27 protein-coding genes are annotated in these 25,002 nt (G+C 73.9%); 10 read left to right on the top strand and 17 right to left on the bottom strand.

What is annotated here, in order from left to right:
• Positions 1 to 11: 11 nt before the first annotated feature.
• The 10 genes from ADL22_RS21920 to ADL22_RS21875 form a co-directional block, all read right to left on the bottom strand.
• Positions 12 to 263, bottom strand: coding sequence for an acyl carrier protein (locus ADL22_RS21920; protein ID WP_066982350.1), 252 nt, complete (start codon positions 261 to 263; stop codon positions 12 to 14).
• The gene (locus ADL22_RS21915) at positions 260 to 1,852 is read right to left on the bottom strand and encodes an AMP-binding protein (RefSeq protein ID WP_066982347.1); all 1,593 of its coding nucleotides are present in this window, start codon (positions 1,850 to 1,852) and stop codon (positions 260 to 262) included. The genes ADL22_RS21920 and ADL22_RS21915 overlap by 4 nt, the downstream gene beginning before the upstream one ends.
• Before the next feature lie 670 nt (positions 1,853 to 2,522).
• Positions 2,523 to 3,323 (bottom strand): hypothetical protein, encoded by an 801-nt coding sequence (locus tag ADL22_RS21910; protein ID WP_066982344.1) that lies wholly within the window; start codon positions 3,321 to 3,323, stop codon positions 2,523 to 2,525.
• Positions 3,320 to 4,357: an aldo/keto reductase gene (locus ADL22_RS21905; protein WP_066982341.1), complete on the bottom strand. Its 1,038-nt coding sequence runs from the start codon at positions 4,355 to 4,357 to the stop codon at positions 3,320 to 3,322. The genes ADL22_RS21910 and ADL22_RS21905 overlap by 4 nt, the downstream gene beginning before the upstream one ends.
• Positions 4,354 to 5,079 (bottom strand): thioesterase II family protein, encoded by a 726-nt coding sequence (locus tag ADL22_RS21900; protein ID WP_066982339.1) that lies wholly within the window; start codon positions 5,077 to 5,079, stop codon positions 4,354 to 4,356. The genes ADL22_RS21905 and ADL22_RS21900 overlap by 4 nt, the downstream gene beginning before the upstream one ends.
• Before the next feature lie 29 nt (positions 5,080 to 5,108).
• A complete protein-coding gene (locus ADL22_RS21895; RefSeq protein WP_066982333.1) occupies positions 5,109 to 6,518 on the bottom strand; it encodes a class I adenylate-forming enzyme family protein in 1,410 nt (469 codons plus the stop codon).
• A gap of 18 nt (positions 6,519 to 6,536) precedes the next feature.
• Complete coding sequence (locus ADL22_RS21890) at positions 6,537 to 7,139, bottom strand: hypothetical protein (RefSeq protein ID WP_066982330.1); 603 nt, start codon at positions 7,137 to 7,139, stop codon at positions 6,537 to 6,539.
• Positions 7,132 to 8,241 (bottom strand): beta-ketoacyl-[acyl-carrier-protein] synthase family protein, encoded by a 1,110-nt coding sequence (locus ADL22_RS21885; RefSeq protein WP_066982327.1) that lies wholly within the window; start codon positions 8,239 to 8,241, stop codon positions 7,132 to 7,134. The genes ADL22_RS21890 and ADL22_RS21885 overlap by 8 nt, the downstream gene beginning before the upstream one ends.
• 194 nt (positions 8,242 to 8,435) lie before the next feature.
• Positions 8,436 to 8,696 carry an acyl carrier protein gene (locus ADL22_RS21880; RefSeq protein WP_066982324.1) on the bottom strand — a complete coding sequence of 87 codons (261 nt, stop codon included), beginning with the start codon at positions 8,694 to 8,696 and terminating at the stop codon, positions 8,436 to 8,438.
• 481 nt (positions 8,697 to 9,177) lie between these two features.
• On the bottom strand, positions 9,178 to 10,200 hold the full coding sequence (locus tag ADL22_RS21875) for a DMT family transporter (protein WP_066982321.1): 1,023 nt from the start codon (positions 10,198 to 10,200) through the stop codon (positions 9,178 to 9,180).
• A gap of 75 nt (positions 10,201 to 10,275) precedes the next feature.
• On the opposite strand from ADL22_RS21875, the gene ADL22_RS21870 reads away from it, so the two are divergent.
• Complete coding sequence (locus ADL22_RS21870) at positions 10,276 to 11,202, top strand: LysR family transcriptional regulator (protein ID WP_066982318.1); 927 nt, start codon at positions 10,276 to 10,278, stop codon at positions 11,200 to 11,202.
• A gap of 176 nt (positions 11,203 to 11,378) precedes the next feature.
• Here the strand turns inward: ADL22_RS21870 and ADL22_RS21865 are convergent, their stop codons facing one another.
• Together ADL22_RS21865 and ADL22_RS35460 are read right to left on the bottom strand one after the other, a co-directional pair.
• Positions 11,379 to 11,639 carry a hypothetical protein gene (locus ADL22_RS21865; protein WP_066982314.1) on the bottom strand — a complete coding sequence of 87 codons (261 nt, stop codon included), beginning with the start codon at positions 11,637 to 11,639 and terminating at the stop codon, positions 11,379 to 11,381.
• Positions 11,636 to 11,788 carry a hypothetical protein gene (locus ADL22_RS35460; protein WP_159048702.1) on the bottom strand — a complete coding sequence of 51 codons (153 nt, stop codon included), beginning with the start codon at positions 11,786 to 11,788 and terminating at the stop codon, positions 11,636 to 11,638. The genes ADL22_RS21865 and ADL22_RS35460 overlap by 4 nt, the downstream gene beginning before the upstream one ends.
• A 178-nt stretch (positions 11,789 to 11,966) precedes the next feature.
• Here ADL22_RS35460 and ADL22_RS21860 point away from each other — a divergent pair, with 178 nt between their 5' ends.
• Positions 11,967 to 12,575, top strand: coding sequence for a GNAT family N-acetyltransferase (locus ADL22_RS21860; protein WP_066982311.1), 609 nt, complete (start codon positions 11,967 to 11,969; stop codon positions 12,573 to 12,575).
• Positions 12,576 to 12,610: 35 nt separating this feature from the next.
• Here the strand turns inward: ADL22_RS21860 and ADL22_RS21855 are convergent, their stop codons facing one another.
• Positions 12,611 to 13,888: an FUSC family protein gene (locus tag ADL22_RS21855; protein ID WP_066982308.1), complete on the bottom strand. Its 1,278-nt coding sequence runs from the start codon at positions 13,886 to 13,888 to the stop codon at positions 12,611 to 12,613.
• Positions 13,889 to 14,095: 207 nt separating this feature from the next.
• Positions 14,096 to 14,263 carry a hydrophobic protein gene (locus tag ADL22_RS21850; RefSeq protein ID WP_066982306.1) on the bottom strand — a complete coding sequence of 56 codons (168 nt, stop codon included), beginning with the start codon at positions 14,261 to 14,263 and terminating at the stop codon, positions 14,096 to 14,098.
• Positions 14,264 to 14,867: 604 nt separating this feature from the next.
• On the opposite strand from ADL22_RS21850, the gene ADL22_RS21845 reads away from it, so the two are divergent.
• The 3 genes from ADL22_RS21845 to ADL22_RS21840 all read left to right on the top strand — a co-directional run bounded on the left by ADL22_RS21845 (position 14,868) and on the right by ADL22_RS21840 (position 17,332).
• On the top strand, positions 14,868 to 15,284 hold the full coding sequence (locus tag ADL22_RS21845) for an STAS domain-containing protein (protein ID WP_066982303.1): 417 nt from the start codon (positions 14,868 to 14,870) through the stop codon (positions 15,282 to 15,284).
• Positions 15,285 to 15,338: 54 nt separating this feature from the next.
• Entirely contained in the window at positions 15,339 to 15,512 is a 174-nt protein-coding gene (locus ADL22_RS34115) for a CsbD family protein (RefSeq protein ID WP_079064326.1), read from the top strand.
• 185 nt (positions 15,513 to 15,697) lie between these two features.
• Positions 15,698 to 17,332 (top strand): alpha/beta hydrolase, encoded by a 1,635-nt coding sequence (locus ADL22_RS21840; protein ID WP_234430797.1) that lies wholly within the window; start codon positions 15,698 to 15,700, stop codon positions 17,330 to 17,332.
• 36 nt (positions 17,333 to 17,368) lie between these two features.
• Here ADL22_RS21840 and ADL22_RS21835 read toward each other — a convergent pair whose 3' ends face one another.
• The gene (locus ADL22_RS21835) at positions 17,369 to 17,959 is read right to left on the bottom strand and encodes a TetR/AcrR family transcriptional regulator (RefSeq protein WP_066982300.1); all 591 of its coding nucleotides are present in this window, start codon (positions 17,957 to 17,959) and stop codon (positions 17,369 to 17,371) included.
• A 129-nt stretch (positions 17,960 to 18,088) separates the two neighbouring features.
• Here ADL22_RS21835 and ADL22_RS21830 point away from each other — a divergent pair, with 129 nt between their 5' ends.
• Together ADL22_RS21830 and ADL22_RS21825 are read left to right on the top strand one after the other, a co-directional pair.
• Positions 18,089 to 19,378, top strand: a complete 1,290-nt coding sequence (locus ADL22_RS21830; protein WP_079064325.1) for an FAD-dependent monooxygenase — start codon at positions 18,089 to 18,091, stop codon at positions 19,376 to 19,378.
• Between the two features lie 113 nt (positions 19,379 to 19,491).
• Positions 19,492 to 20,724 (top strand): glycosyltransferase, encoded by a 1,233-nt coding sequence (locus ADL22_RS21825; RefSeq protein WP_066982297.1) that lies wholly within the window; start codon positions 19,492 to 19,494, stop codon positions 20,722 to 20,724.
• A 54-nt stretch (positions 20,725 to 20,778) separates the two neighbouring features.
• Here ADL22_RS21825 and ADL22_RS21820 read toward each other — a convergent pair whose 3' ends face one another.
• Together ADL22_RS21820 and ADL22_RS21815 are read right to left on the bottom strand one after the other, a co-directional pair.
• Positions 20,779 to 21,222, bottom strand: coding sequence for a cupin domain-containing protein (locus tag ADL22_RS21820; RefSeq protein WP_066982294.1), 444 nt, complete (start codon positions 21,220 to 21,222; stop codon positions 20,779 to 20,781).
• Positions 21,223 to 21,339: 117 nt separating this feature from the next.
• Positions 21,340 to 21,900 (bottom strand): DinB family protein, encoded by a 561-nt coding sequence (locus ADL22_RS21815; protein ID WP_066982409.1) that lies wholly within the window; start codon positions 21,898 to 21,900, stop codon positions 21,340 to 21,342.
• Between the two features lie 254 nt (positions 21,901 to 22,154).
• On the opposite strand from ADL22_RS21815, the gene ADL22_RS21810 reads away from it, so the two are divergent.
• The 3 genes from ADL22_RS21810 to ADL22_RS21800 are packed head-to-tail and all read left to right on the top strand — an operon-like array spanning position 22,155 to position 24,882.
• Entirely contained in the window at positions 22,155 to 22,478 is a 324-nt protein-coding gene (locus tag ADL22_RS21810) for a hypothetical protein (protein WP_066982291.1), read from the top strand.
• Positions 22,472 to 23,068: an RNA polymerase sigma factor gene (locus ADL22_RS21805; protein WP_079064324.1), complete on the top strand. Its 597-nt coding sequence runs from the start codon at positions 22,472 to 22,474 to the stop codon at positions 23,066 to 23,068. Before ADL22_RS21810 ends, ADL22_RS21805 begins: the two co-directional genes overlap by 7 nt.
• Positions 23,069 to 23,073: 5 nt before the next feature.
• A complete protein-coding gene (locus ADL22_RS21800) occupies positions 23,074 to 24,882 on the top strand; it encodes an IclR family transcriptional regulator domain-containing protein (RefSeq protein WP_066982288.1) in 1,809 nt (602 codons plus the stop codon).
• The last annotated feature ends 120 nt before the right edge of the window (positions 24,883 to 25,002 follow it).

The following is a 25,002-nucleotide window of genomic DNA, read 5'->3' as shown; positions in this document are numbered from 1 at the left end:
GTCCGGGCCTTTCAGCTCTGCCGCACGATGTCGATGATGTCGGACACCGCCTCGGCGCCGACGAACTGCTCCACCTTGCTGAAGGCGTCGATTCCGACCTGTTCCTCCAGGACGAAGACGATGCTCATGAGGGCGAGCGAGTCGATACCCAGATCCGCCCGCAGATCCATATCCGGCGTGATGCCGCCGCGGGCGGCCGCCTTGGGAATGACACTCCCGATGATCTGGCAGATCGCCTCATCGGTCACGGGGCCCTTGTTCATTTTCCCACCTGCTTGCTGTCGGCAAGAATGGTCCGGACGACCGCGTTCCGGTCGACCTTGAGATTGCGGGTGAGCAGACCGGATTCCGCCGTCAGTTCCGCGGCCGGGCGGAAGACGACATCGGTGATCCGGTGCGAGGCGGCCCGCTGCTGATTCACCCGGGCGAGATGGGCCTCCACCTCCTCGGCGGCGTCCGCGGACTCCGTGTCGTCGAGCCAGACGACGCAGGTCAGCAGCCCCTCCTCGCCCGGGGAGACGACGATCGCGCGGGCGATCGGGCAGTTCTTCTCGATATCCGCTTCGAGTTCCTCGGGGTTGATCTTGACCCCGCTGCGGGTGATGATGACGTTTTTCTTCCGGCCGATGAGCCGGAGGAATCCATCGGCCTCGAAGCGTCCCAGATCGCCGGTGGCGATCCGGCCGTCCGGCCGGAAGACCGCTTCCTGGGATTCCACTCCTTCGAAGACATAGCCCAGGGCCTGCCGGGCCGCGGTGGTGACCACCACCTCGCCGTCCTCGGCCACCGCCACCTCGATACCGTCCACCGGCCGGCCCGCCGAGCCGATCCGGTGCCGGCCCGGCAGATTGAAGGCGATCCAGCCGATTTCGGTACTGCCGTAGACCTCGTAGAGCGGCGCCCCGAGCTGCTGGAAAAGCTTGACCGTACGCGGCGGGACCGGTGCGGAACCGGTGAGCATCAGCCGGACCCGGGAGCCGTACATGCTCATCCATTTCCGGCCCAGCCGGGAGCGGATACCGCGGGTGAGCCGGTCCGGGGCCAGGGCGTGCAGCGCGGCCGCGAGATGGTACGGCAGCTTTTCCCGGTCATCGGCGGACTGCACCCGGTTGTGGACGAGTTCGAAGAAGGACGGCGGACCGAGGATGATGGTCGGCTCGAATTCCCGGAGCTTCTGGAACATGCGCTCCGGGGCGACCACGGTGGCGTCGCAGCCGTACCAGATGGCGGTGTAGAGCAGGTACCGCTGCTGGAAGTTGGAGAACGGCATCACGATGAGGATGTTGTCGTCCTCACGGATCCGCCAGGCCCGGCCGGAGGTCACGATGGTGTTCTCGACGCCCTTCCTGGACATCAGCAGGCCCTTTTTGGTGCCGGACGTCCCCGAGGAGAAGGCGAGGGAGAACACCTCCTCCGGAAGCGGCGGATGGGCCTTTCCGGTTTCCTCGCGCTTGGTGAGCCGGAGCGGATTGCCGTCCAGGACGGCGGTTTCGGGCGGGAGTTCGGTGCCGGCCGCCGGCGGGGCGGAGAACAGCAGTGCGCTGAGATCGTAGGTCTCGCAGAGCCGGGCCGCGTCCACCCGCTCCCCGCGTTCGGCCGGCAGCGCCACCGAGACGCATTCCAGCGCGAGCAGCGCGAGATCGGCGACCACCCAGGCGTAGGAGTTCGGGCCCAGGATCCCGACCTTGTCGCCCGCGCCGATACCGCAGGCGCGCAACTCCGAGACCGTCCGCTCCACATCGGCGTGGATATCGGCGAACGTCTTGGTGACCAGGGTTCCGTCGAGGGCGAGGAAGCGCATCTGACGGTCCGGGCGCGCCGCCAGTTTGTGGTGCAGACCGTTGAGAGACAATGGTGATCCTTGGCCGTTTCGCGGAGAGTTCCGTTGTCCGTGTGCGGTATTTCCCGTGCGGTGTTTCCGGTGCGGTACCGGCAGGCCGGTCAGCCCCAGCCGGTGTCGTGGGATCCGGTCACGGCGCGGCACCTCCAGCCCGCCGCCCGCTCCAAGCCCGCGACTCCGCGGCCCCAGCCCGTGTCGCCCCGGCCGGTTTTCGCTGTCCGGCCGATTTCCAGGGCCTTGCTCAGGTGGTTCACCCGCCCCCCAAACGCTTTCTCTGCTGGCCTTTTTCCGTCATACCGGCCGTCCGCTTCCGCGTATTCGGCGGAGCGGAACGGGCCTGTTTCAGGCTGCCAGAATTCGGAACGCGGAGGTTCGGTGCCGGGCAGCATCAAGCTGCATGGCAGCATGATGCGCGAGGGAAGTACGCCAATAAATCGCCTATAAGCGGCATTTCCCGCCCTGGGGGCGACTGCCGCGGCCTTCCGCGACCGGCGAACCGGGTGCACCGGGCGGACCGGCGGGGGCGACAACTGATCACACCGTACCGGCAGTTGGCGGCCGCCCGTGCCACGCGACCCGCCGGCCGGTCCGCGCGCACCACGCGAAAGGCCCTGGGAGACCCGGTGATTCCGGGCCTCCCAGGGCCTGGGAGGTGGTGCGGTACGCGCCCGCGGCGGCGCGGCTACGCGGTGGACACGGTGCCTTCGAAGACCCGCCGTCCGGACTGGACCGCCCACACCTCCACGGTGTCGCGCGGCGCTCCCCCGGCGGCGACCGCCACCGGGCCGGGCGCCGCCCGGGTGTGGAACCAGCACGGCGCGTCCGGCGCGGTGTAGCCGGTGAACGCCGCGGTCAGCCCGACCGGACGCCGCCCGCCGCCCGCGCCCGCCGCGGCGACCGCGTCCAGGGCCGCCCCCGCGAGCACCATGCCGGGGATGTGGTCGACGGCGGCGCCCCGGAACGTCAACTGCTCCATGGATGCGCGGAGTTCGTAGCCGTCAGGGCTCGAACCGTCCTCCCCCGCCGCCACCTCCTCGCCGCCCGAGCCGCGGACGAAGCGGTACACCGCCGGGGAGAGGAACGCGAAGTCCACCTCGGCCCGGCCGAACGCCGCCTCCCCGTGGAACCGCGCGCCGACCAGCTGCCCCCGGCGCAGATCCGGCTCGGCGCAGGTCATCCGCAGCGCCAGCTCCGTCCCGGCCGCCGGCAGGGCGGGCGCGCCGTCCGGCGCCGCGCAGGACAGCGCCCGGAAGACGCAGTGGTGGCCGCGCGGGACGCCGTACGCCTCGTGCGCCAGCAGCAGCGCGCCCTGCCGGACGGCGTGGACGAGGGCTAGCGGCCGCGCACCGTGCTCGTAGCGGAGCCGGACCTCGAAGCGGTGCTCGTCCAGCCGCTCCCAGCCGAGGAGGGAGAAACCCGCGGCCGGGTCCTGGAGGTCGTCCGGCGCCGGGTGGTGCGCCCGCTCCGCCTGCCGCGCGGTCATCGTGCGCTCCGGCGGCGCAGCGCGGGCTCGGTGAGCTCCGGGGGCGTCCAGCCGCCGTCCTCGGGGTTGAGGGTGCGGCCGGGCGGGACGATCTCGTCGATCCGGTCCAGGATGTCCTGGCTGAGCTGGACGTCGGCGCCGCGCAGCTGGCTCTCCAGGTGCTCCATGGTGCGCGGTCCGATGATCGCGGAGGTGACGGCCGGGTGCTCGGTGACGAAGGCCAGGGCCAGTTCGATCAGGGTGATCCCGGCTTCCTCGGCGAGCTGGGCCAGTTGCTCGACGGCGTCCAGCTTCTGCTGGTTGGCCGCGAGCGTCATGTCGTAGCGCTTGCCCCAGCGGCCGGCCCGGCGGGTGGGGGCGACGTCCTGGCCCTTGCGGTAGCGGCCGGTCAGCCAGCCGCCGGCCAGCGGGCTCCAGGTGGCGGTGCCCATCCCGTACTTCTGGCACACCGGCAGGACGTCGGCCTCGATCTCGCGGGCGAGCAGCGAGTAGGGCGGCTGCTCGCTGACGAAGCGCTCCCGGTGGCGGCGCTCGGCGACCCACTGGGCCTCGACGATCTGGTGGGCCGGGAAGGTCGAACTGCCCAGGTAGCGGATCTTGCCGGCCTGGACGAGGTCGGTGAGCGCGCCGAGGGTCTCGTCGATATCGGTGTGCGGGTCGGGGCGGTGGATCTGGTAGATGTCGATCCAGTCGGTGCCCAGCCGGCGCAGGCTGTTCTCGACGGCCTGGTGGATCCAGCGGCGGCTGTTGCCGCGGGAGTTGGGGTCCACGCCCATGGGCGCGTGGCATTTGGTGGCCAGCACGATCCGGTCGCGCTTGCCGGTGCGGGCCAGGGCCTTGCCGACGATCTCCTCGGACTCGCCGCGCGAGTAGGAGTCGGCGGTGTCGAGGTAGTTGATGCCGGCGGCCATCGCGCGTTCGATGATGCGGATGGAGTCGTCGGCGCTGTTGTCGCCCCACGAGCCGAACATCAGGGTGCCCAGGCAGAGCTGGCTGACGCGGATGCCGGTGGTGCCGAGATAGCGGTACTTCATGCGGTGGCGACCCCCGGCGCCGGTGTGCCGGCCACGCGCAGGGCGACCTGCTCGGGCCAGTCGTAGAGGAAGTAGTGGCCGCCGGGGAGGTAGTCGACCTCGACGGGTGCGGTGGTGTAGGCGGACCAGCCGGGCAGCTGGTCGGCGTGGGTCATCTCGTCCTCGCTGCCGGCCAGGACGCGTACCGGGACGGTGACGCGGTGGACGGGCCGGGCGGGGGTGTAGGCGTGCACCATGCGCTGGTCGTTGCGGATGATGTCGAGGAAGCCCTGCGCCATGGCGCGGCTCAGGCCCTTGGGGACGCCGCCGACGGCGGAGAGTTCGGCGAAGAGTTCGTCGTCCGGCAGGCCCGCGACGCGCTTGCCCCAGGCGGTCTGGAGGTGCGGGGGGTTGCGGCCGGAGACGATCAGGGTCCGCGGGGCCGGCTTGCCGTGGCGTTCGAGGTGGCAGACCATCTCGTACGCGAGGAGGGCGCCCATGCAGTGGCCGAGGAGCACGAAGTCGTCGCCCGTCAGCCGGTCCAGCATCATGTCGCTCAACTCGGCGGCGGCGGTGGTGAGTTCGGTGGCGAACGGTTCGCCGCGGCGGACCCCGCGGCCGGCCGGCTCCAGCGGGACGACCTCGATGTCCTCGGGGAAGGAGCGCTGCCAGGGGCGGAAGACGCCGGCCGAGCCGCCGGCGTGGGGCACGCAGAAGAGCTGGGTGCGCGGGGTGTTCGGCACGGTGCCGGTCCTCTCTGGGATTCCTGGGGTCATTTGTGCTGGGCGGTCGCGGCGAGCGGGACGACGGTGATCCGGCGGGGGCGTTCGCTGCGCATCAGCAGGGGGCGCAGCGCGTCGTGCACCATCGCGTCGGTGACCAGGACCGGTTCCGAGGCGTGGATCTCCAGGTCGACGCAGGTCTCGCCGTCGTCGTCCCGGACGACCCGGGGCAGCGCGCGGGCGACGCCGGGGATGGTCTGGGCGGCCTGCCGGAGGGAGTAGAGGGAGACCTTCTCGCCGCGGACCACCACGAAGTCGGAGAGCCGGCCCTCGTAGTAGAGGTAGCCGTCGTCGTCGCGGCGGAAGAGGTCGCCGGTGGCGATCCGGCCCGGTGCCAGCAGCGGCTGGCGGGCCGAGGGGCCGACCTTGCGCAGCAGCGCGGTGTCGGTGGCCACGATGAGTTCCCCGACGCCGTCCGGGCCGGTGTCGCGCAGCGCGACGGTGATGTCGTCCAGCGGGAGGCCGACCGAGGCGTACCGGTGGGCCGGTTCGCGGTGGGCGGCGAGGGTGGCGACCCTGGGGCCGGCCTCGGTGAGCCCGTAGGTGACGTACAGCTCGCCGCCGGGGTTGAGGGCGAGCAGGCCGGCGACGTGTTCGGGGGTGAGGCGGTCGCCGCCGACGGCCAGGGAGCGGAGCGGGGCGGGCAGCGGTTCGCCCTGTTCCAGCAGCTGGCGGGCGATGGTCGGGGTGATGGACGAGGAGGTGACGCGGTGCCGTTCGATGGTCGCGCGGTAGGCGGCGGGGTTGAACGGCGGGCCGGAGATGACCAGTCCGGCGCCGGTGACCAGGGCGGTCAGGGCCTGCGCGACGATCGCGTACGAGTAGTACAGCGGCAGGCTGATCAGCAGCCGGTCGTCGGCGCGGACGCCGACCGCGGCGCTGTGCCGGCGGGCGTTGCGCAGCAGCGAGCCCAGCCGGTGCAGGCAGGCGCTGAACATCCCGGAGGTGCCCGAGGTGAGCATCAGCACCTCGCCGGGCCGGTAGGCGCCCTGGGGTCCGCCCATGGGGAGCGGGACGGCCTGCTCGGTGCCGGCCGGGCGGACCCGGTCCGCGCCGTAGCGGGCGGGGTCGACGCGGGCGGCGATCAGGGCGCCGGCCTTGAGGTGTTCGGCGAGCGCGGTGATCCGGGCGGAGGAGGTGGAGGGGGAGACGGCGAGCGGGACGCCGCCGGTGAGGAGGACGGCGAAGTAGTGGGTGAGCAGGTGGGCGCCGTTGGACAGGGCGATGATGACGGGGGTGCCGGGGGCCAGGTCCAGGCGGCGGTGGTCGGCGAGCACCTCGTCGAAGGCGGGGCCGGGGCCGGTGCCGGCCGGGCGGGTGAGGTCGGTGGTCCGGGAGAGCAGGGCGACGACGTCGTCGCGGCTGATCTCCAGCGCCGGGGCCGTGGTTTCGGTCAGCATGGCAGGCGGTCTCCTCGGTCAGCGGCCCGCGGCGGCCGGTGCCGGGACCGGGGCCGCGAGGCGGGAGAGATCGGGCTCGGTGTACGGCTCCGGGGTGCGGGCGGACTGCAGGACGTGGCAGCGGGCGGCGTGCGCGTCCCCGTCGCGGCGGTGCGCGCCGATGAGGACGTAGCGGGCGCTGCCCTGGGCGATCCAGCCCTCGGCCATGGCGAGGGCGGCGGGCAGCGCCGGTCCGGGCGGCATGGACAGGGCCAGGGTGGGGCCGCGGAAGCCGTTGCGGATGCAGGGCAGTCCGGCGACCGAACCGGGGTTGGCGCCGGCGAACTTCAGCGGGGAGAGCCGGCCGCGGGGCGTGGCCCGGGCGATCGTCCGCATGGTGTCCATGGTGCAGATCTCGCTGATGGCGATCATGCCGACCTGGTCGCCGGCGGCGGTCAGGTCGGTGTCGCAGTCGGCGGCGGCGCGGGCCGCGGCCTCGGTCATGAGCCAGGCCACCGGGTCGGCGAACAGCGAGGAGCCGTTGCGTGAGTGGGCGGCGGGGTCGGTGGTGACGACTTCGCCGTAGCCCGTGGTGATCAGGGGGCGGCGGGTGGCCGGGGCCGTCGGGCGGGGGTCACTCATGGCCGCTCCCGGGGTGGGCGAAGAGGAGTGCGGTGTTGAAGCCGCCGAAGCCGAGGGTCAGGCTGAGGCCGGCGGTGCCGGCGACCGGTTCCGGGGCGCCGGCGGGCAGCGGGAGCGGGAAGTCGTCCATCGGGGTGTCGAGGCCCTGGACGGGCGGCACCTGTCCGTCGTGGAGTGCCTGGATGACGGTGATCGCCTCGATGGTGCCGCAGGCGCCGAGGCTGTGGCCGAGGGCGCCCTTGGTGCCGAAGACGACCGGGCCGGGCTCGCCGGAGCCGAAGAGGGTCCGCAGGCTGGTGGCCTCGACGGCGTCGTTGACGGGGGTGCCGGTGCCGTGCGCGCTGACCACCGCGAGGTCGCCGGCGGTCAGTCCGCTGCCGGCCAGGGCGCGTTCGACGGCCAGGACGACGCTGGCGCCGCTGGGGTCGGGGGCGGTCATACCGGCCGCGTCGTTGGCGGAGCCGGTGCCGCGCAGTACGGCCCGGACGGGGGCCGAGCGGCGGCGGGCGTGGGCGGCCGATTCGAGGATCAGGACGCCGGCGCCCTCGCCGAGCACCATGCCGTTGTGGCGGGCGTCGAAGCTGCGGAGCGCCTCGTCGGTCATGGTCCCGAGGAGGGAGTGGCCGAGGCGTTTGGCGGGGGTGACGACGTCGGCGCCGACGCAGACGCACACCTCGCGGCGGCCGGAGCGGATGAGTTCGGCGCCCATGAGGACGGCGTCGGAGCCGGCGGAGCAGGCGGTGGTGACGCACAGCGGGCTGCCGGGGTAGCCGAGGCGGTCGGCGGCCTGTTCGGCCCACGCGTAGAGCGAGGGGACGTCCGGGTCGTCGAGATTTCCGGCGTAACTGGTGCCGAGAATGAGTTCCACACCGTCCGCGTCGAGGGAAATTCCGGCGTCGGCGAGCGCGGAATTCACCGCGGAAAGCGTGAGGGCGAGCTGGCGGTCGTGCGGGCTCTCGGTCAGCGGGATATCCGGGACAAGGGCCGCCAGCGGGCTGCGGAGCGGAATGTCCGAGGGCGTTTCCCGTACGCCGGATTCGCCTTTGAGCAGATCGTGCCACACGTCGGGCACGGAATTTCCCAGTGGTGTGGCCCAGCCCATTCCGGTGACGACGCAGTGCTCGGGTGGAGCCGTTGCGCTGCCCGGTGGAGCCGTTTCCTGATCCGGTGGGGCCGTTTCGTTGAAGGTGTCCATTCCCCGTTTCCCCCTGGAGTGGAGCGGTGCGGGCGCGGGCGGTGTCCGGCGGCACTGCGGCGGCCGGACACCGCCCGCGCGGGAGCGGTGGCGCGGCGGTGTCAGGCGGTCGCCGCGACCTGCTGCCGGGCCTCGATCAGCGAGGTCAGGGACGCGATGGTGGCGAAGTGCTCCGGGGTGAAGTCGTCGTCCGAGATGCTGATGTCGAACGCCTCCTCGACCTGCACGCGGAGCTCGACGAAGCCCAGCGAGTCCACGCCCAGTACGTCCCGCAGGCTGTCGTGCTCGCCCATCTGGTCGGTGGGGACCTCGACGTATACGTGCTGGACGAGAATGTTCTTGATGGTCTCGGCAATAGCCATGAGAAACCCTTTCCGGTTCCCCCGAAACGGAAATTCGGGAAGTGTGATGACGGTGGAAGAATGCGCACGCAATAGGTGCGCCAATAAAGCCGATTCGCTTGTCCGGGATTCCCCGAAGGCATTTCCAAGCTAGATTCAACGAAGCCCGGTCGTCAATTGCCTGCGACGTGGGGAAGATCTCATCGGGGCAGGTGGCGGGGGCCGTACGTCAAGAGAACGGCAAAAAAATTCCGTGCCGAATTCCGGGGAGTTTCCGCCGTGTTACCGGCCGGCGAACAGTGCGGGACGGGAACGCCCCGGGACGGCAGCGCTCCGGGACGGCAGGGGAAGGGCCGGCGGCGGCCGGTCGGCGGCGCCGCGGACGCGGAAGAAGGCGCGCTCGGGCGGCAGCCGCCACCGGCGGAACGTCGGTGTTCCCCGGCGGCGGCTGGCGGTCAGCTGCGTGTGGAAAGTCCGGAAAGGCCGGAAAGATTACGTATCGTTACGCATCGGGCAGATCGCGGCCGCGTCCGCCCCGCTTACCGGCAGCGGGCGACTGCGGCCGCTGCGAGAGTGCCGCGCCGGCCAGGATGACGAGCGCGCCCACCGGCTGATGCCACTTCAGCACCTCGCCGAGGACCACCACGCCGGCCGCGGTGGAGACGACGGGCACGAGGTAGGTGACCATGGACGCCACCGTGGCGCCCGCGTCGCGGACCAGCCCGTACTGGATGAGGAAGGCCACCCCGGTCCCCAGCGCGCCGAGCACGATCAGGGAGAGCGTGGGGACGAGCGGGAAGTGCGTGGGGACCGACGTCAGGAAGGGCGTGACGACGGCGAGTTCGACGGCGCCGGCGGTGACCTGGGCGGCGGAGAGCGCCACGCTGGAGTGGCCGGAGTCGGTCAGGAAGCGGCGGACGTAGACCCAGCCGGCGCCCATGCTCAGCGCGGCGCCCAGGGCCATCCCGGCCCCCACGGGGTCGCCGACGTTCGCGCCGTTCCAGATCCCGAAGACCACCAGCACGCCGAGGAAGCCCAGGGCCATCCCGGCGAGCCGGTTCCTGCTGGGCCGCTCCCCCGGCAGCGCGCTGACCGCGACGAGCAGGGTGAACAGCGGGGTGGTGGCGTTGCAGATGCCCGCGAGCGCGGAGGTGATGCGCTCCTCGGAGTAGGCGAAGAGCGTGAACGGCAGCGCGTTGAGCAGGAACGCGGCCACCGCCAGATGCAGCCACAGCCGCGGGTTCCTGGGCAGCGCCTCGCGCTTGAACGCGAGCACCGCGAGCAGGGTGAGCGCGCCGAAGACGACCCGCCCCAGAGCCACGTGGAGCGGTGCGTAGGCCGCGCCGCTGATCTTGACGAAGAGGAAGCTCAGGCCCCACACCAGCGCCAGCAGCGCGAAACGTATCCGCCAGTCGAGGCGGGGGCCGGGTGCCGGGACGGGTGCGTCGCCGGAGCGCGCCGCGGGAACGGGGGGCGGTGGAGCCACGGCTCCGCCCGCCTCGGTCGCAGGGAGGGACGAGTCCATGGCCGAAACTCTGATGTTCGCTACATCAAAGGACAAGCGAGAAAAACTGAGAGCTCACTGTAGGGTTGCTTCAACATGCTCAATCTCGAACGTCTCCGCATCCTCCAGGCCATCGCCACCTACGGCTCCGTCAGCGGCACGGCCGAGGTCCTGCACGTGACCACCTCGGCCGTCTCGCAGCAGATCCGGAAGCTGGAGCAGGAGACCGGGCACCAGCTGGTCAAGCGCAGCGGCCGGGGCGTGGAACTGACCTTCATCGCCCAGCTGCTGGCCGTCCGCGCGGGCCAGATCCTGGCCCTGGTCGACGAGACCGAGGCCGAGCTGCAGGCGTACCGCGGCGCCCCGCTGGGCGAACTCACCCTCGGCGCCTTCCCGACCGCCGCCCGCGGCCTGGTGCCGCGCGCGCTGCGGCTGCTCGCCGAACGCGCGCCGGAACTCCAGCTGCACATCCGGGAGATGGACTTCGACTCGCCGATGATCCAGGTGGAGCGCGGCGATCTGGACGTCGGGCTGGTGCAGGACTGGGACCACGTCCCGATCGACTGGCCGGCCACGGTCCGCAAGAAGCTGCTGATGACGGACATGGCGCAGGTGGCGCTCCCGCACGACCACCGGCTGGCCGGCCGGCCGACGGTGCGGATCAGCGAGCTGGTGGACGAGCGGTGGATCAGCCGGGTGCGCCGCTCGACGTGCCATGAGTGGCTGCTGTTCACCATGCGGGAGCAGGGCACCGAACCGCGCATCGTGCACACCGTCAACGAACACCCCACCCAACTCGCCCTGGTCTCGGCGGGCGTGGGACTGGCCATGGTGCCCACCCTGGGCCTCGGGTCGCTCCCGGACGGCGTCCGGGTGGTACCGGTCGAGCCCGAGCTGACCCGCCGGGTCTACGCGGTCTGGCGCGCCGAGGGCTCGGTCCGCCCCTCGGTCCGGGCCGCCGTCAACGCCCTGGCCGCGGTGGGCGACCAGCTCTCCACGGGGCCGTCCCCGGCCGGCGCCTGATCCTCGGCGGACCGCACCTTCCGCCTCCGCCGCCCCGGCACCGTACCCACCCCCGCGCCCACCGGCCCCCGTGCAGCAAGCTGCCAGGCAGCTTCCTGCCACGGTCCGCCACATCCGCACCACCCGTCACTCTGGCAACCTGATCGGGCACCGTGAACGGGCGGCCGGCTCCTCACTCACCGCCTCCGGGCCGGGGCCGGACGCGCGCCACCCGCACGGTGCCGTCGCGGTACCGGACCGGTCCGCGGGCCGCCGGCCCACTCGCGCCGGGCGACCAGCTCGGTCAGCACCCGGTGCGCCGGCGTGCCCTCCTCGTACTCCCGGGCCAGCCGCCGCAGCGCGACCCACAGCAGGACGGCGGCGGCGCCGGCCACGACCAGCAGGCCGAAGCCGGTCGGCACCCCGTCCGCCACGGACGCCGCCGACGCCGCCGTCACCAGCCGGCGCCCAAGTCCCGGGACGGTTTGCTCGGCATCGAGCTGTGATGCTCCACCGGCCGGTCCGTGCCCAGATACGCCCAGATCGCGAACACCGCGGTCCCCAGGCCGAGCAGCCCCACCGGTATGAGCAGCGCAATCAACCACATCGGCATCCGTCCGCCCCCGTTCCCCCGTGTTGCGGTCGTCCCTCCACGGTAAGCACCTCCGGGACGACGGCAGAAGGATCCGTCGCGAGCGGCTTCAGGTCACGCGCGTTCGCGCCGCCGGGCGGAGGCCGGGCACGATGCCCTTGACCACCGACCCGTCACCTCACCGGGAGGCCCGATGACGTCGCTCCGGCCCGCCGTCCGCCCCGCCACCCACGACGATCTGCCCCGCATCGTCCGTACGCTGGGGCGCGCCTTCGCCGACTACCCCCTGACCCGCCACACCATCGCGGCCGAGGACCATCAGGCGCGGCTGGAGCGGTTCCATGAGCTGTTCGTCGCGCGGATCGGCCTGGACCACGGCCGGGTGTGGGTGACCGAGGACTGCGCGGCGGTGGCCGTGTGGACCACCCCGGAGACCGCCGCGGAGGAGGCGTTCGCCGAGATCGGGCCGCGGCTCGCCGAGATCTGCGGGGACCGGGCCCGGGCGTCGGCGGAGGCGGAGGCCGCGATGCGGCCGCACCGGCCGGCCGGACCGGTGTGGTTCCTCGGTTCCGCGGGCGTCGATCCGGCGTGGCAGGGCCGGGGCCTGGGGGCAGCGGTGATCCGGCCCGGGCTGCGGGCGGCGGAGCAGGCGGGGGTGCCCGCCTTCCTGGAGACGTCCGACGAGGGCAATGTGCGCTTCTACGAGCGTCTGGGGTTCGCGGTCACCGCGGCGTACCCGCTGCCCGGGGGCGGTCCGCGTACGTGGGCGATGACGCGCGAGCCGGGGGCGGGCGGCGCCTGAGCCGGGGTACGGCGAGGGGCCGGCCGCCGGGCCCGTTACCGCCGGGGCCCGTCACCGCCGCGTTCCGCTGTGCCGCGCCCCCTTTTGCCGCGCCCCGGTTGACCGCCCGGCTCGACGTAGCGGCGCAGCACGTCACCGGTGTGCTGGAGCTCCTCCATCAGCCGGGCGGACTCGACGACCAGCACGCCGTACGGGCGGGCCGGGTCGGCCAGCGGCAGCCCGGACGACTCGGCCTCCGCGGTCACCCGGCGGCAGCAGGCCCACGCCTGGTCCGTCAACTCACCTATATCTGCGGCCTGTTGGTGGAGCCGGTCCTCGTCGAGGACGGACAGGACCTCGGTGATGCGGGCGGCGCACGCCAGGAAGTCCGCGTAGGAGCGGAGGAAGGCCCGCGGCAGCGCGTTCTCCCGGTCGGTCTCCCACCGGTCCAGGCTCCGGATGAGCGAGGTCACTTGGTACAGGGCCCGCTCCAGCGCCTCCAGCACCGCGCGGTAGCCCTCGAAACCGGTGCCGCCGCGCACCCGGTGCCGGCGGAACAGCCGCCGCGGGTTGTAGTACAGGCTCTCGCGCGCTGTGGACAGGCCGGACCGGGCCTGGGAGATCAGCGCCTCGCCGCGTTCCGCGCGGGCCCGCCAGTGCCGGGTCCGCTCCGCGTCCAACTCCCCTTCGCGCAGCGCCGGATGGAGGTCGCCGAGCAGATCGCACAGCCCGTGGGCGAGGGTGCGGATCCCGTGCTCGGCGCGGCGGTAGTGCAGCGGCGGCACCACCAGTACGTTGATGAGCACGCCGACGCCGCACCCGATGAGGACGAGCAGGATGATCTGCCCCAGCTGGGTGGCCTTGCCCACGGTCGAGGTGGCGGAGACGTACGCGGAGAAGGCGAAGAACGCCGCGGTGGCGACCTGCGGGCCCTGCGGGACCAGGGCCGGCCAGCGGCCGATGATCAGCGCGACGAGCGCCACCAGCGCGAAGGTGAGCAGGTCGGGGCCGACCAGGAAGCCGAGCGCGGCCTGTACGGCGACCCCGGCCGCCACCGCCGCCACGTAGCGCAGGGAGTCCAGCAGGGAGCGGTAGACGGTCACCTGCATGGTGAGGACGGCGGAGAAGGGGGCGAAGGCGGGTGAGTGGGCCGCGAAGACGTCGTGGGACAGGAACCACGCGAGCGTCGCGGCCAGGGTGCTCTTGCCGAGGACGAGCAGGGTGTGCCGCTCGTGCCCGGCGCCCCTGGCCCGCTGGAACCAATGCCGTACCCGCCGGCTCCGTCCCTGCCGGGCAGCCGGCTCCGGCCGCGCCGTGCTCCCGCCGTGGCTCATGCACGCTCCGTTCCGCCGTGTCCCGGTGCCCCGCCCGGCACCCCTCGGCACCGGAACCCCGATCGAGGAGTTCCCCGCCTCCCCGTCCCTGATCTGCGCGCCGCGATCCTGCACCCGTACGGCAGGCGGCCGCGGCGGCAGGCCACGGGCCGGACGTGGGCCGCCACCCGCGGCGGGGTGACGGCCCACGGCCCCGAGCGGCCCAGGTCACCATCGGTACCAGCGGCGGCGGCCGGCGCCGTCGGCCGCGCGGAAGACGAATCCGAGCAGCCACAGCACCAGCACGGCCAGGGCGACCCACCACAGGACCTTCACGGCGAATCCGGCGCCGAACAGGATCAGGGCCAGCAGCAGGACGAGCAGCAGGGGACCCATAGTCATATACCTCCACACCAGTGGTTGCCCGTATCGGCACCCTCACGGCTTCCGGCCGGACCGGGCGCGCGCTCCGTCCGCGCACCGCCCGGATCGGCTCGTGCGCCGGGCCGGTGCGGTGAGGGCCCCGGCCGGGACGGGGGGCCCGGCCGGGGTCATTCGTCCATGTGCCCCGTGATCCGCCGGGCACGCGGGGAATTTCCCCGGCGGCCCGGGGAAGGCACGCACGACGCCCGCCCGCGCCCGCTCTCCGGAACTTCCGAGGAGTACCACCGGATCACCCGGGCAGGCGATGCACCGTCACCGATTGCCGCGACGACCGCCGTCCGGAACGCACCGGCGCCCGACCGATTCCGCCCGGGGAGCACCCGGCGCGGCTGAGCGGGAGCACTCCCGCACCGACCGGAATCGGTACGGAAACGCGAACGGGAAAAGCGAACCGGAGAAGCGAACGGAGAGGACCATGGCTGAATTCCTCACGGATATCGGCGGCCGGCGTGTGTGCGGAGCCGGTGGCGGCCGCATTCCTGGAGCACGCGGCGGAAGAGCAGGGGGCACGGACGAACGCGGCGCACAGACGAACCACGGCGAGGGAGCCCTGCCCATGCTGAACCCCGAACTGCTGACCGTTGAGGTCACCGTCATCGACGAGCGGACCGCCGTGGTGGCCGTCTGCGGTGAACTCGACGCCGAAACCGCCATCGCCCTGCACCACCAGCTCGCCAACCAGCTCACCCACGGCCGGCGCCACCTCGTGCTCGACCTGCGGGACGTCCCGTTCATGGATTCCTCGGGGCTGAACATCATCATCCGGGCGCACAACGACACCCGGAAGCTGGGCGGCAGCGTGCGGTTGGCCGCCGTGTCGCCGGTGGTGCGCCGGCTGCTCGATCTGACGGGCATCAGCGTCACCGCCCCGCTCCACGACACCCCGGAAGAGGCCCTGTTCGCCCTCGCGGCGGCCACCCTCCCGGAAACCGAGGAGGCCCCGGGACCGTCCCCGGCGCCCCCGTCATCGTGACAGCGTCTGTCCTCGTGACAACGCCCGTCCCCGTCGAAAAGAAAGGAAAGGAACATGACCGCGGAAGAAAAGCGCAAGGCCATGACCGAACAGCTCACCGGAAAGGCCAAGAAGGAAGCCGGCCGGACGGTCGGCAACGAGAGCGCGGCCGCGGACGGCGCCGCCCGGGAATCCAAGGGCGCCCTCCGCTCCGCCAAGGAAAAGCTCAAGGACGCCTTCAAGAACTGACAGCGGGCGTTCCGGGCGGGCCACGGCGTACGACAGCGCCGTGGCCCGCCTCCGCCGTTTCCGGGGTGGCACTGGCACCACCCCGGAAACGGAAGAAGGCGCCCTTGAGGACGGGCCCGCCCTGACGAAGGATCAAGCCGACGGATTGATTCTCAAGGGGGACCCCAATGCACATGACGCACCGCGTGCCGGAACACGCTTCGGAGCCCGCCCCGGCACCCGCGTCCCGGAAATCCACCCGCTGGGCGGCCGCCGCCGCTTCCGTACTCCTCGCCGCCGCGGCGCTCCCGTTCACCGGGACGGGCACGGCCACCGCCGCGGACACCGGCCACCCGGGGACCGACCGCACCACCCCGGCCCGCTACCTCACCCAGCGCCTCGACTGGCAGCCCTGTGCCTCCGGCGCGCTGGAGTGCGCGGCGATGGCCGTCCCCCGGGACTGGCACCACCCGGGCCGGGGCAACGACCTGACCGTGCAGGTCTCCCGGCACCGCGCGACCGATCCCGCCAAGCGGCGCGGGGTGCTGATGATGGCCGCGGGCGGCCCCGGCGGCTCGGGCCTGAAGCGGCCCGCGGGCCTGGCAGCGTACGCGCCCGCGCTCGCCGCCGCGTACGACATCGTCAGCTTCGACCAGCGCGGCGTCGGCAGCAGCACCAAGGTCGTCTGCGCCGACCAGCCGGCCGTCGACGCCTACTTCACCGGCGACAAACGCGACCGCTCCCCCGAAGCGATCCGCACCACCTTCGCGCGGGCCCGCGCCTTCGTCCGCGACTGCCAGCGCGACTCCGGGGACCTGCTGCCCTACCTCACCACCGACCAGGCCGTCCACGACATGGACCTGTACCGGTCCCTCCTCGGGGCCGACACGATCGCCTACTACGGCCCGTCCTACGCCACGTACCTCGGCGCCGCCTACGCCACCGAATTCCCCCGGCGCGTGGCCCGGATGGTCCTCGACAGCAACGTCGACTACACCGGCACCTGGCAGACGTTCATGGAGGGGCAGCCGTTCAGCTTCCAGCGCCGTTTCGAGCAGGACTTCCTCCCCTGGCTGGCGAAGTACGACGGCGTCTACCACCAGGGCCGCACGCCCGCCGAGGCCAGGGCGTCGTACGAGCGCCTGCGCGCCAGGCTGCACGACACTCCCCTGGTCCTCGACGGGACGACCATCACCCCCGACCAGTTGGACACCCTCGCCAGCAACGCCATCTACCAGGCCGACCCGGGCTTCCCGAACCTCGCCACCGCCCTGACGGTGCTGGAGGACCCTGCGACCGCGCCCGCCGCCGCCAAGCAGACCCTCGCCAAGGCCATGGCGCACCCGATGGACGCGAGCTTCGTGGCCGACTTCTTCTCCGTCGTCTGCAACGACACGCCCTGGAACCGCAGCACCGACTACTGGATCGCCCAGAGCGCCCGCGCCACGCGCGAGACCCCGCTGGTGGGCGCCCGTTCGCTGTCCTACTCCGCGGTCTGCGCCGCCTGGCCGCGCTCTAACGCCCCGCGCATCGAGGTCACCGGCCGCGGCCTGCCGCCCGTGCTGATGCTGAACTCCACCCACGACCCCGCGACGTACTACGAGGGCGCGGTGCGCGACCACCGGGCGCTGGCCGGCTCCCGCCTGATCACGGTCACCGGCGGCGGCGACCACGGCACGTTCCAGAACCACAACGCCTGCGTGGACGCGTACATCGAGGGCTACCTCCTCAACGGGACCGTCCCGCCCGCCGACACCACCTGCGCCGCCAATCCGCTGCCGGTCCCGGGGACGGCACCGGGCGCGGCACCGGCCACCGCCGCGTCGCTCCGGCTGCGCTGACCGTCCGGCCGGAGGCCCCGCTCCGGACCGCGCCGCTCAGTCGGTGGGCCGTCCGGCGAATCCGCGCAGCACGGCGTGCAGCGCGTCGTTGAGCTCTGCGGGCGGTCCGGAGAGGGGGTCGGCGCCGGTCAGGTGGCGGAAGACCAGGCCGTCCAGGCAGGCGATGAACACCTGGGCCTGGCGCGCCGGATCGGTGGCCCCGGCGGCGGCGAGGGCGGTCTCCGCCAGGCGGTGGTAATGGTCGCGGGCGGTGTCCAGGGCGGCCTGGAGCCCGGGGCGGCGGCGGGCTTCCAGCATGAGTTCGTAGCGGGCCGCCATCCGGTCGCCGGCGCGGGTCGTCCAGTGCCGCACGATGTCGGCGGCGGCTTCGGCCAGTTCGGCCGGGTCCGGGCTCCGCCCCAGGAGCGCGGGGTGCGCCGCCAGGTCGGCGGCGTCCACCTCGACGAGGCGCTCGACCGCCGCCTGGAGCAGGGCCTGACGGGTCCGGAAGTAGTACGAGCAGGAGCCCTGCGGCAGGCCGGCGGCCCGGTCGACCGCGCGGTGCGTCAGCCCGCGCATCCCCTCCCCCGCCAGCGTGGTGATCGCGGCGTCCGCCACCTGCTGCCGCCGGGTGCTGCTCTCCGCCATGTCCCGCTGCCCGCCCTTTCCGCTGCTTCACCCATCTTGCTCTACAAGTGTAGAGTACCGCTCCGTCGCAGACCCCCTACAGGTGTAGAGGGTCGTTCTCCGGAGGGGTACGTGCTGATGAGGGGCGAGATGGACGTTCCGGGCCTGCCGGGCTCGGACCTGACGGGGCGTCAGGACACGGAGCGGGATGACACGGGCCCGGCCGGGCGCACGGCGGTCGTGGCCGGTGGCGGGATCGGCGGGCTCGCGGCCGCCCTGGCCCTGACCCGGCGCGGCTGGCGGGTGCGGGTGCGGGAGCGGGCCGCGCGGTTCGGGGAGGTCGGGGCCGGGCTGTCGCTGTGGCCCAACGGCCTGCGCGCCCTGGAGGCGCTCGGCGTGGGCTCCGCGGTGCGCGCGCACGTGCTGACCGAGGCGCAGGCCGGCTTCCGCGACCCGTCAGGGCGCTGGCTGGCGCGCACCGACACGGCCGAACTGGCGCGCCGGTACGGCCCCGTGGCGATGATCCACCGGGCGGACCTGCTGGACGTCCTGCGCCGCGCCCTGCCCGCGGACGCGCTGCGCACCGGCAGCGCGGTGACGGCCGTGGAGGCGGACGGGACGGGGGTGCGCGTGGCGCACGGCACCGGCACGACCCGCGCCGACCTGCTGGTGGGCGCGGACGGCATCCGCAGCGGCGTGCGCCGGGCGCTGTGGCCGGACGCACCTGAGCCCCGCTATGCCGGGTACACCGCGTGGCGGCTGGTGGCCGACTGCGGGCCGCTCGCGGCCGGGGGCGAGACCTGGGGCCGCGGCGAACGCGTCGGGATCGCCCCGCTCCCGGACGGCCGGACGTACCTCTTCGGGGTGGCGAACGCACCGGCCGGGCAGCGCGGCCCGGACGGCGAACTGGCCGAGCTGCGGCGGCGGTTCGGGCACTGGCACGATCCGATCCCGGCGCTGCTGGCGGCCGCCGCCGAGGAGGCGGTGCTGCGCCACGACATCTACGAGCTGCCGCCGCTCCCGTCGTACGCGACCGGCCACGTCGCGCTGCTCGGCGACGCCGCGCACGCCATGACCCCGAATCTCGGCCAGGGCGCCAACCAGGCGCTGGAGGACGCCGTCACCCTGGCCGCGCTGCTGGACGCGCACCCGGCGGTCCCGGAGGCGCTGGCCGCGTACGACCGCGTGCGCCGCCCCCGCACGCGGCTGATCGCCCGGCGTTCGCGCCGCGTCGGAGCCGTCGCGCAGTGCGGGCGGGAGCCGGGGCGGGCGGTGCGGGACCGCGTGCTGCGCCTGATGCCGGCCGCGCGGCTGCTGGATTCCCTCGCCCCGGTCCTCGACTGGGAGCCGCCCGCCCCGGGCCCCGCGGTCGGCGGGGCGGCCGGAGCGAGGCCGGCCGGAGCGCAGGGCAGCGACAGCAAAGGCAAGGAGGTGAGGTGACCCTCCTTGCCACTTTCAACATATAGCGGGAAGGGGGGCTTGCGGCAAGGGCCCGGGGATGGCTCAAGATGGGCGGCTCGAACCGGAAACCGGGGAATGTGGGGGATTGCGTGATGCGTGTGGTGCTGACGTCGTGGGGCTCGCGCGGGGACGTGGAACCGCTGGTCGCGCTGGCGGTGCGGTTGCGCGAACGGGGCGCGCGGGCGCGGGTGTGCGTACCGCCGGACGAGGAGTTCGCGGGGCTGCTGTCCCGGGCGGGCGTGGAGATGGTGCCGCTCGGCCCGTCGGTGGCTTCGGTGGTGACCGGGCAGCGGCCGCCGTCCGCGCGGGAGGCGTTCCGGCTCGCGCCCGAGCTGGTCGCCGCGCGGTTCGAGACCCTCGGCGCGGCGGCCGAGGGGTGCGACGCGGTGCTGGCGACCGGGCTGATGCCGGCCGGGGCCCGTTCGGTGGCCGAGAAGCGGGGCATCCCGTATGTGTTCGCGTGCTGCCATCCGTTCGGGCTGCCGTCCCGGCACTACCGCCCGGGGCTGCGGCCGGGCACGCCGTCCCCTGAGGACGAGACCGACTGGAAGGTGCTGTGGGAGCAGGACGCCCAGCGGGTGAACGCGCTGTACGGCGACGCCCTCAACCGCCACCGCGCGGCGATCGGCCTGCCGCCGGTGGACGACGTCCGCGCGCACGTCGTCACCGGCCGGCCGTGGCTGGCGGCCGACCCGCTGCTGGGCCCGTGGCAGGACATCACGGAGCTCGATCCCGTGCAGACCGGCGCGTGGCTGCTCCCCGACGAACGGCCGCTCCCGGAGGAGCTGACGGCGTTCCTGGACGCCGGGGCGCCGCCGGTGTACGTGGGCTTCGGCAGCATGGCCGCGCATCTCGCGCCCGATCTGGCCCGGGTGGCGATCGAGGCGGTCCGGGCGCGGGGCCGCCGCGTCCTGCTCTCGCGCGGCTGGGCCGGGCTGGCCCCGACCGACGACCGGGACGACTGCTTCGTCATCGGGGAAGTCAACCACCGGGCGCTGTTCGGCCGGGTGGCGGCCGTCGTGCACCACGGCGGGGCGGGCACCACGACGACGGCCGCCCTGGCCGGTGCGCCGCAGGTGGTGGTACCGCAGATCGTGGACCAGCCGCGCTGGGCGGCCCGGGTCGCCGCGCTGGGCATCGGCGCGGCGCACGACGGCCCGGCGCCGACCACCGCCTCCCTGGCGGCCGCGCTCGCCACGGCCCTGGCGCCCGGTACCCGGGACCGGGCGCGGGCCGTGGCGGGCCGGATCCGCACGGACGGGGCGGCGGTGGCCGCCGAGATGCTGCTGGACATGGCCGCCGGGTCGGAGCGCCACCGGGGCTGACCCGGGGCCGGGCGGCGGGCGCACCGGGGGCCCGCCGCCCCTGGTGCGCCGGTGCTACTCCGCGTCCGCCGCCCGGAGTTGGTACAGCTCGGGTACGGAGACCTTGATCGGCTCCTGGGTGGTCCGGGCGATCACCACGACCGCGGGCTCCTCCGGGTCGGGGTTCTCCTCGCGGTGCGGGACGAACGGGGGGACGAGGAAGAAGTCGCCCGGCCCGGCGGCGAGCCGCACCTCCTGTGTGCCGTCGTGGTAGACGAAGACGGGGTGGCCGCTGACCACGTAGATGCCCGCCTCCGAATCGCCGTGGTGGTGGTTGTCCGTCGCGCTGAGCGGCGGATTCTCCACCATCCCCATCCAGAGTCTCTTCGAGCCGACCGTACCGCCGCTGATCGCCGCGTAGCCGTCCAGCTCGCCGGAGCGGACGTGGTGGACGCGGTTGTTCAGCGGCGGGTTGCCGCCGGTGTCCGGTGCGTTGCCGGTGGTTTCCCGCGTGGTCATGGGGACGCTCCTGTCTCTCGGTTCGAGGGGGTTCTCCAACGCCCTGGGCGGATTCAGGCTGCGGTACGGCGTGCGGGAGCGGCAACTTCTGTTGCGGTTACGGCAACACGGCCGCGGTTATTGCCCCACCCGCCCGTCGATGCGTTCGCGCAGCAGATCGGCGTGGCCGCAGTGGCGGGCGTACTCCTCGACGCGGTGGACCAGCAGCTCGCGGACCGATCCGCCGTCCCGGCACACCCGCGCGCCCAGGTCCGGGAACGCGGCCAACGCGGCGTCGGTGGCGGCCTGTTCGCGGGCGAGGTCGGCGAAGGCGGCCCGGACCAGCTCCTCGTCGGCGGCGGCGCCCTCGAAGTCGCCGTCGTCGGGGCCGTAGAGGGAGGGTTCCGGGTCGCCGGAGGCGATCCAGTTGCGCCAGTCCCGCTCCACCTCGGCGAGGTGGCGGACCAGTCCCAGCAGGGACAGGGTCGAGGGCGGTACGGACCGGCGCGCCAGCTGCTCGGCGGTCAGCCCCTCGCACTTCATCCGCAGGGTGAGGCGGTAGTTGGTCAAGTAGTCCTGGAGGGTGGCCAGTTCGCCGTCGGGGCTGGGGCCGTCGCTGTTGCGGGGGTCGTGGTCGGGGTCCGCCCACATGTCGGGGTAGACGCTCGCCCCGCTCCACCGCTCGGGTATGTCGGTCATCTTGCGGATGATGCTGAACGGGGGTGGGGCGGGCAAGCGAATAACGCCGCCCGGGGGCCGGGGCGTTGCGGTCCGGTGCGGCCCGGCGCGGCCCGGCCCGGCGCGGCGGCGAGGGGGCGGTGCCCCGCCGACCTCGGGGGATGTCACCCGTTCGGCTGAATGGCGGGGGCGCGGGGGGAGAAGCGGGTGGCGGGACGCGTCAAGGGAGCGAGGACGTATCCCGCGTCCCTGCCCGACAGAGGGAGCGCCACTACATGATCCAGCCCCCGGAATGGACCGGTTATCTCCCGGGCGCCGTGAGCGCGCTGCACGCGCTGGGCGTCCTGCTGCGCCTCTGCCGGGGCCGTATCCCCGCCGACGGGCCGCCCCCGCGGTCCGGCACGGCGGACGGTCCGCGGGGGCGCGGGGGCGCCTGCCGGTGCGTGGCCGGCCCTCCGGTGGGGGTGCGGGTGGACGCCGCGGCTCCGGCGGTGCGGGTGGACGCCGGGGCGCCGGCGGGGGTGCCGGTGCGCGTCGTGGTGACCGTAACCGCCGCCCCGGGGGGCGGCATGGCGGGTGAGGAGCGGGGACCGTGGTAGGGGACGGCCGGCCCGGGGAGGCGGCGGTCCTGGGCGGGGAGGTGGCGCAGCGACTGCTGGACTGCTACGAGGAGTTCATGGGCAGTCAGCCGCTCGCGCTGCGGGGGGCGTTCCCCGACCTGTCGCTGGCCGCGTGCCAGGACATCGCGCAGGAGGCGTTCCTCCGGGTGGGGAAGAAGGCCGCCGAGGGCGGGCTGGCGCCGGGGACGAACGTCCTGGCGTATCTGCGGCGGGCGGCCCGCAATCTGGCGATCGACCGCTTCCGGTCGGAGCAGCGGGGGATTCGGCTGGCGTCGCTGGTCAGGGATGAGGCGGTGCCGGAGCGGTGGGAGCCGGCGGGGGAGGATCGGGTGCTGGAGGAGTTGGTGCGGCCGGCGATCAGGGAGTTGCCGGCGAGCCTGCGGCGGCAGGTGGTGGAGCTCCAGAGTCAGGGCCTGGACGACGACGAGATCGCGGCCGTGCTCGGCATCCCCGCGCGCCGTCTGCACAATCTGCGGAACAAGGCCGTCGCACAGCTGAGAAGCAATCTCTCGGGGCATATTCGGGACGGGCACCGCAAGCGGAAGCAGCACGGGGTGAGGGACAGGTGAGGGATGTGAGCAGGTACGACGGCCACCGCGGCGGGGCGGAGCGCCCGGAGCCGGTGGTCCCGGCCGGGCTCGCGGCGCTGCTGGGCCGCCTCGGCGGCCCGCCTGACTTCTGGGACCGGCCGTGCGGCGACTTCGGCCCGCTGACCGCCGCCCACGCGCTGCCGCCCGAGGACCGGCAGAACGCCAACTCCTGGTACCGCCTGGGGTCCAAGGCGCTGGCCCGCGATGAGCTGGCCGCCGCGGCGGACTGGCTGGGCGCGGCGGCCGAGGCGGGGCATCCCGGCGCGCTGTTCCGGATGGCCGCGCTCGCCGCGCGCACCGGCTGGGAGCGCGGCGAGCTGCGGTTCCTGGTGGCGGAGGCCGCCCGGCACGGCCACGGCGACGCCCGGGCGCTGCTGGCGGCCGGGGACGCGTCCGGTGCCGGCTCGGCCGTGATCGAGGACCCGCAGTTCATCGACGAGGTCCGCCGGGGCATGGCCGCGCCCCCGGTGTCCGAACCGGCGCTCCCCCGGGACGCCGCCGGGGAGGGCGAGGACGGCGGGCGCAGCGGCGACGGCGGGGACGGCCGGACGACGCCCGGCACCGCGGCCACCGGCGGTCAGGCACCGCCCGGGGCCGGCGGGCTCGTTCCGGTACCGGCCCCCCGGCTGGGCCGGGTCCCGGGGCCGGTACGCCCGGAGACCATCTGGCCGGAGGCCGCGCACCCGGAGGCGGCGCGCCCGGAGCCCGGCCACCCGGCGGACGCGGGGCACCCGGCGGCCTTCTGGCTCCCGGACGCCCGGCCCGGGGGCGGCGGCCCCGGGGCACACCCCGGTGACGGGCTGCTGCTGCCACTGCCCGCCGGCCAGCCCGGGCCCGTCCTCCCCCCCGCGGCGGACGACGCCGGGCCCGAGCCGTGGTGGTCGGCCAACGCGCTGCGCCCGGCGGTGCTCACCGATACGGCCCGCAGGACGCTCGCCCACGCGGACACCCCGCAGCAGTGGCAGGCCGCCGCCCGCGCGCTGGACATCCTCTACCTCGTCGACGGCGCGAACGGCATCACCACCCGCTCCCTGGCCCGCCGGAGCGGACTGGCGCCGGGGCCGGTGGCGTGGCTGCTCCACTGGCTGCGGGGCCAGCAGCTGGTCTCCACGGTCGCCGGCGCCCACTTCCCGGGCCCGCTGATGGAGCTGACCCGCCGCCCCGAGCAGCGGACCCAACTGCTCCAGCAGACCCTCACCGGCCTGCGCGACCACCTCGGCGCCGCGGTCTACGTCAGCGACTACACCGATGGCGACGTCACCGTCCTGCACACCGCCCACGGCCCCCAGGCGCCGCCGGTGCGGGAGTGGGTGGCCTTCCGCGACGCCGCCCACGCCAGCGCCGTCGGCAAGAGCCTGCTGGCCCAGCTCGACTTCGACGGCCGGATGAACCACCTCGCCCGCTACCGCCCCATCAAGCTCACCGACCGCACCATCACCAACCCCCGCGCGCTCTTCGACGCCCTGGACGGACACGGGCCGTACGCCGCCCAGTTCGACCTGCTGGAGTATTCCGACCGCGAGGTCTGCGCGGCGTTCCCGCTGGGCATCCCGGGTCAGGCCCTCTCCGTGGCGCTGTCCCTGCCCACCGGGCAGCGGCACCGCCTGCTGCCCGCCGCGCGCGCGCTCAGCGAGCGCTCCGCGGGGCTGCTGATGGCCCTGATGCTGACGGACGAGGCCACCACCCGCCGGCCACCGCCCCCGGCGTCCCCGCCGCCCCCGGACGGCACCGGCCCCGCCGCCGCACCGGGAAGCGGCCCGGCCCTGCCCCGCGTACCGGCCACCCAGCGGTGACAGCGGTGCCTCCGTCCCACCGGGCTGGGGACGGAGGCACGGCCGGGCCGGGGGCCCATGTCAACTGCCGCCGAAACCAAGGGCGTTGAGCGTCACAAGTTGAACGTCATCGGCCCCCGG

The sequence above is a fragment of the Streptomyces sp. NRRL F-4489 genome, from assembly GCF_001509485.1.
Taxonomy (GTDB): domain Bacteria; phylum Actinomycetota; class Actinomycetes; order Streptomycetales; family Streptomycetaceae; genus Streptomyces.
Note: the sequence above shows the minus strand (reverse complement) of the source record. Positions and strands in the feature narration are given on the sequence as shown.

Coding starts and splice junctions, on each gene's coding strand:
- ADL22_RS21910 (WP_066982344.1), bottom strand. CDS start 3,323: ATGACCGCGCGGCAGGCGGAGCGGGCGCACCACCCGGCGCCGGACGAC.
- ADL22_RS21855 (WP_066982308.1), bottom strand. CDS start 13,888: ATGAGCCACGGCGGGAGCACGGCGCGGCCGGAGCCGGCTGCCCGGCAG.
- ADL22_RS21880 (WP_066982324.1), bottom strand. CDS start 8,696: ATGGCTATTGCCGAGACCATCAAGAACATTCTCGTCCAGCACGTATAC.
- ADL22_RS21885 (WP_066982327.1), bottom strand. CDS start 8,241: ATGGGCTGGGCCACACCACTGGGAAATTCCGTGCCCGACGTGTGGCAC.
- ADL22_RS21835 (WP_066982300.1), bottom strand. CDS start 17,959: ATGGCGGAGAGCAGCACCCGGCGGCAGCAGGTGGCGGACGCCGCGATC.
- ADL22_RS21830 (WP_079064325.1), top strand. CDS start 18,089: ATGGACGTTCCGGGCCTGCCGGGCTCGGACCTGACGGGGCGTCAGGAC.
- ADL22_RS21895 (WP_066982333.1), bottom strand. CDS start 6,518: ATGCTGACCGAAACCACGGCCCCGGCGCTGGAGATCAGCCGCGACGAC.
- ADL22_RS21825 (WP_066982297.1), top strand. CDS start 19,492: ATGCGTGTGGTGCTGACGTCGTGGGGCTCGCGCGGGGACGTGGAACCG.
- ADL22_RS21905 (WP_066982341.1), bottom strand. CDS start 4,357: ATGAAGTACCGCTATCTCGGCACCACCGGCATCCGCGTCAGCCAGCTC.
- ADL22_RS21860 (WP_066982311.1), top strand. CDS start 11,967: ATGACGTCGCTCCGGCCCGCCGTCCGCCCCGCCACCCACGACGATCTG.
- ADL22_RS35460 (WP_159048702.1), bottom strand. CDS start 11,788: ATGTGGTTGATTGCGCTGCTCATACCGGTGGGGCTGCTCGGCCTGGGG.
- ADL22_RS21870 (WP_066982318.1), top strand. CDS start 10,276: ATGCTCAATCTCGAACGTCTCCGCATCCTCCAGGCCATCGCCACCTAC.
- ADL22_RS21810 (WP_066982291.1), top strand. CDS start 22,155: ATGATCCAGCCCCCGGAATGGACCGGTTATCTCCCGGGCGCCGTGAGC.
- ADL22_RS21815 (WP_066982409.1), bottom strand. CDS start 21,900: ATGACCGACATACCCGAGCGGTGGAGCGGGGCGAGCGTCTACCCCGAC.
- ADL22_RS21845 (WP_066982303.1), top strand. CDS start 14,868: ATGCTGAACCCCGAACTGCTGACCGTTGAGGTCACCGTCATCGACGAG.
- ADL22_RS21920 (WP_066982350.1), bottom strand. CDS start 263: ATGAACAAGGGCCCCGTGACCGATGAGGCGATCTGCCAGATCATCGGG.
- ADL22_RS34115 (WP_079064326.1), top strand. CDS start 15,339: ATGACCGCGGAAGAAAAGCGCAAGGCCATGACCGAACAGCTCACCGGA.
- ADL22_RS21820 (WP_066982294.1), bottom strand. CDS start 21,222: ATGACCACGCGGGAAACCACCGGCAACGCACCGGACACCGGCGGCAAC.
- ADL22_RS21850 (WP_066982306.1), bottom strand. CDS start 14,263: ATGGGTCCCCTGCTGCTCGTCCTGCTGCTGGCCCTGATCCTGTTCGGC.
- ADL22_RS21875 (WP_066982321.1), bottom strand. CDS start 10,200: ATGGACTCGTCCCTCCCTGCGACCGAGGCGGGCGGAGCCGTGGCTCCA.
- ADL22_RS21890 (WP_066982330.1), bottom strand. CDS start 7,139: ATGAGTGACCCCCGCCCGACGGCCCCGGCCACCCGCCGCCCCCTGATC.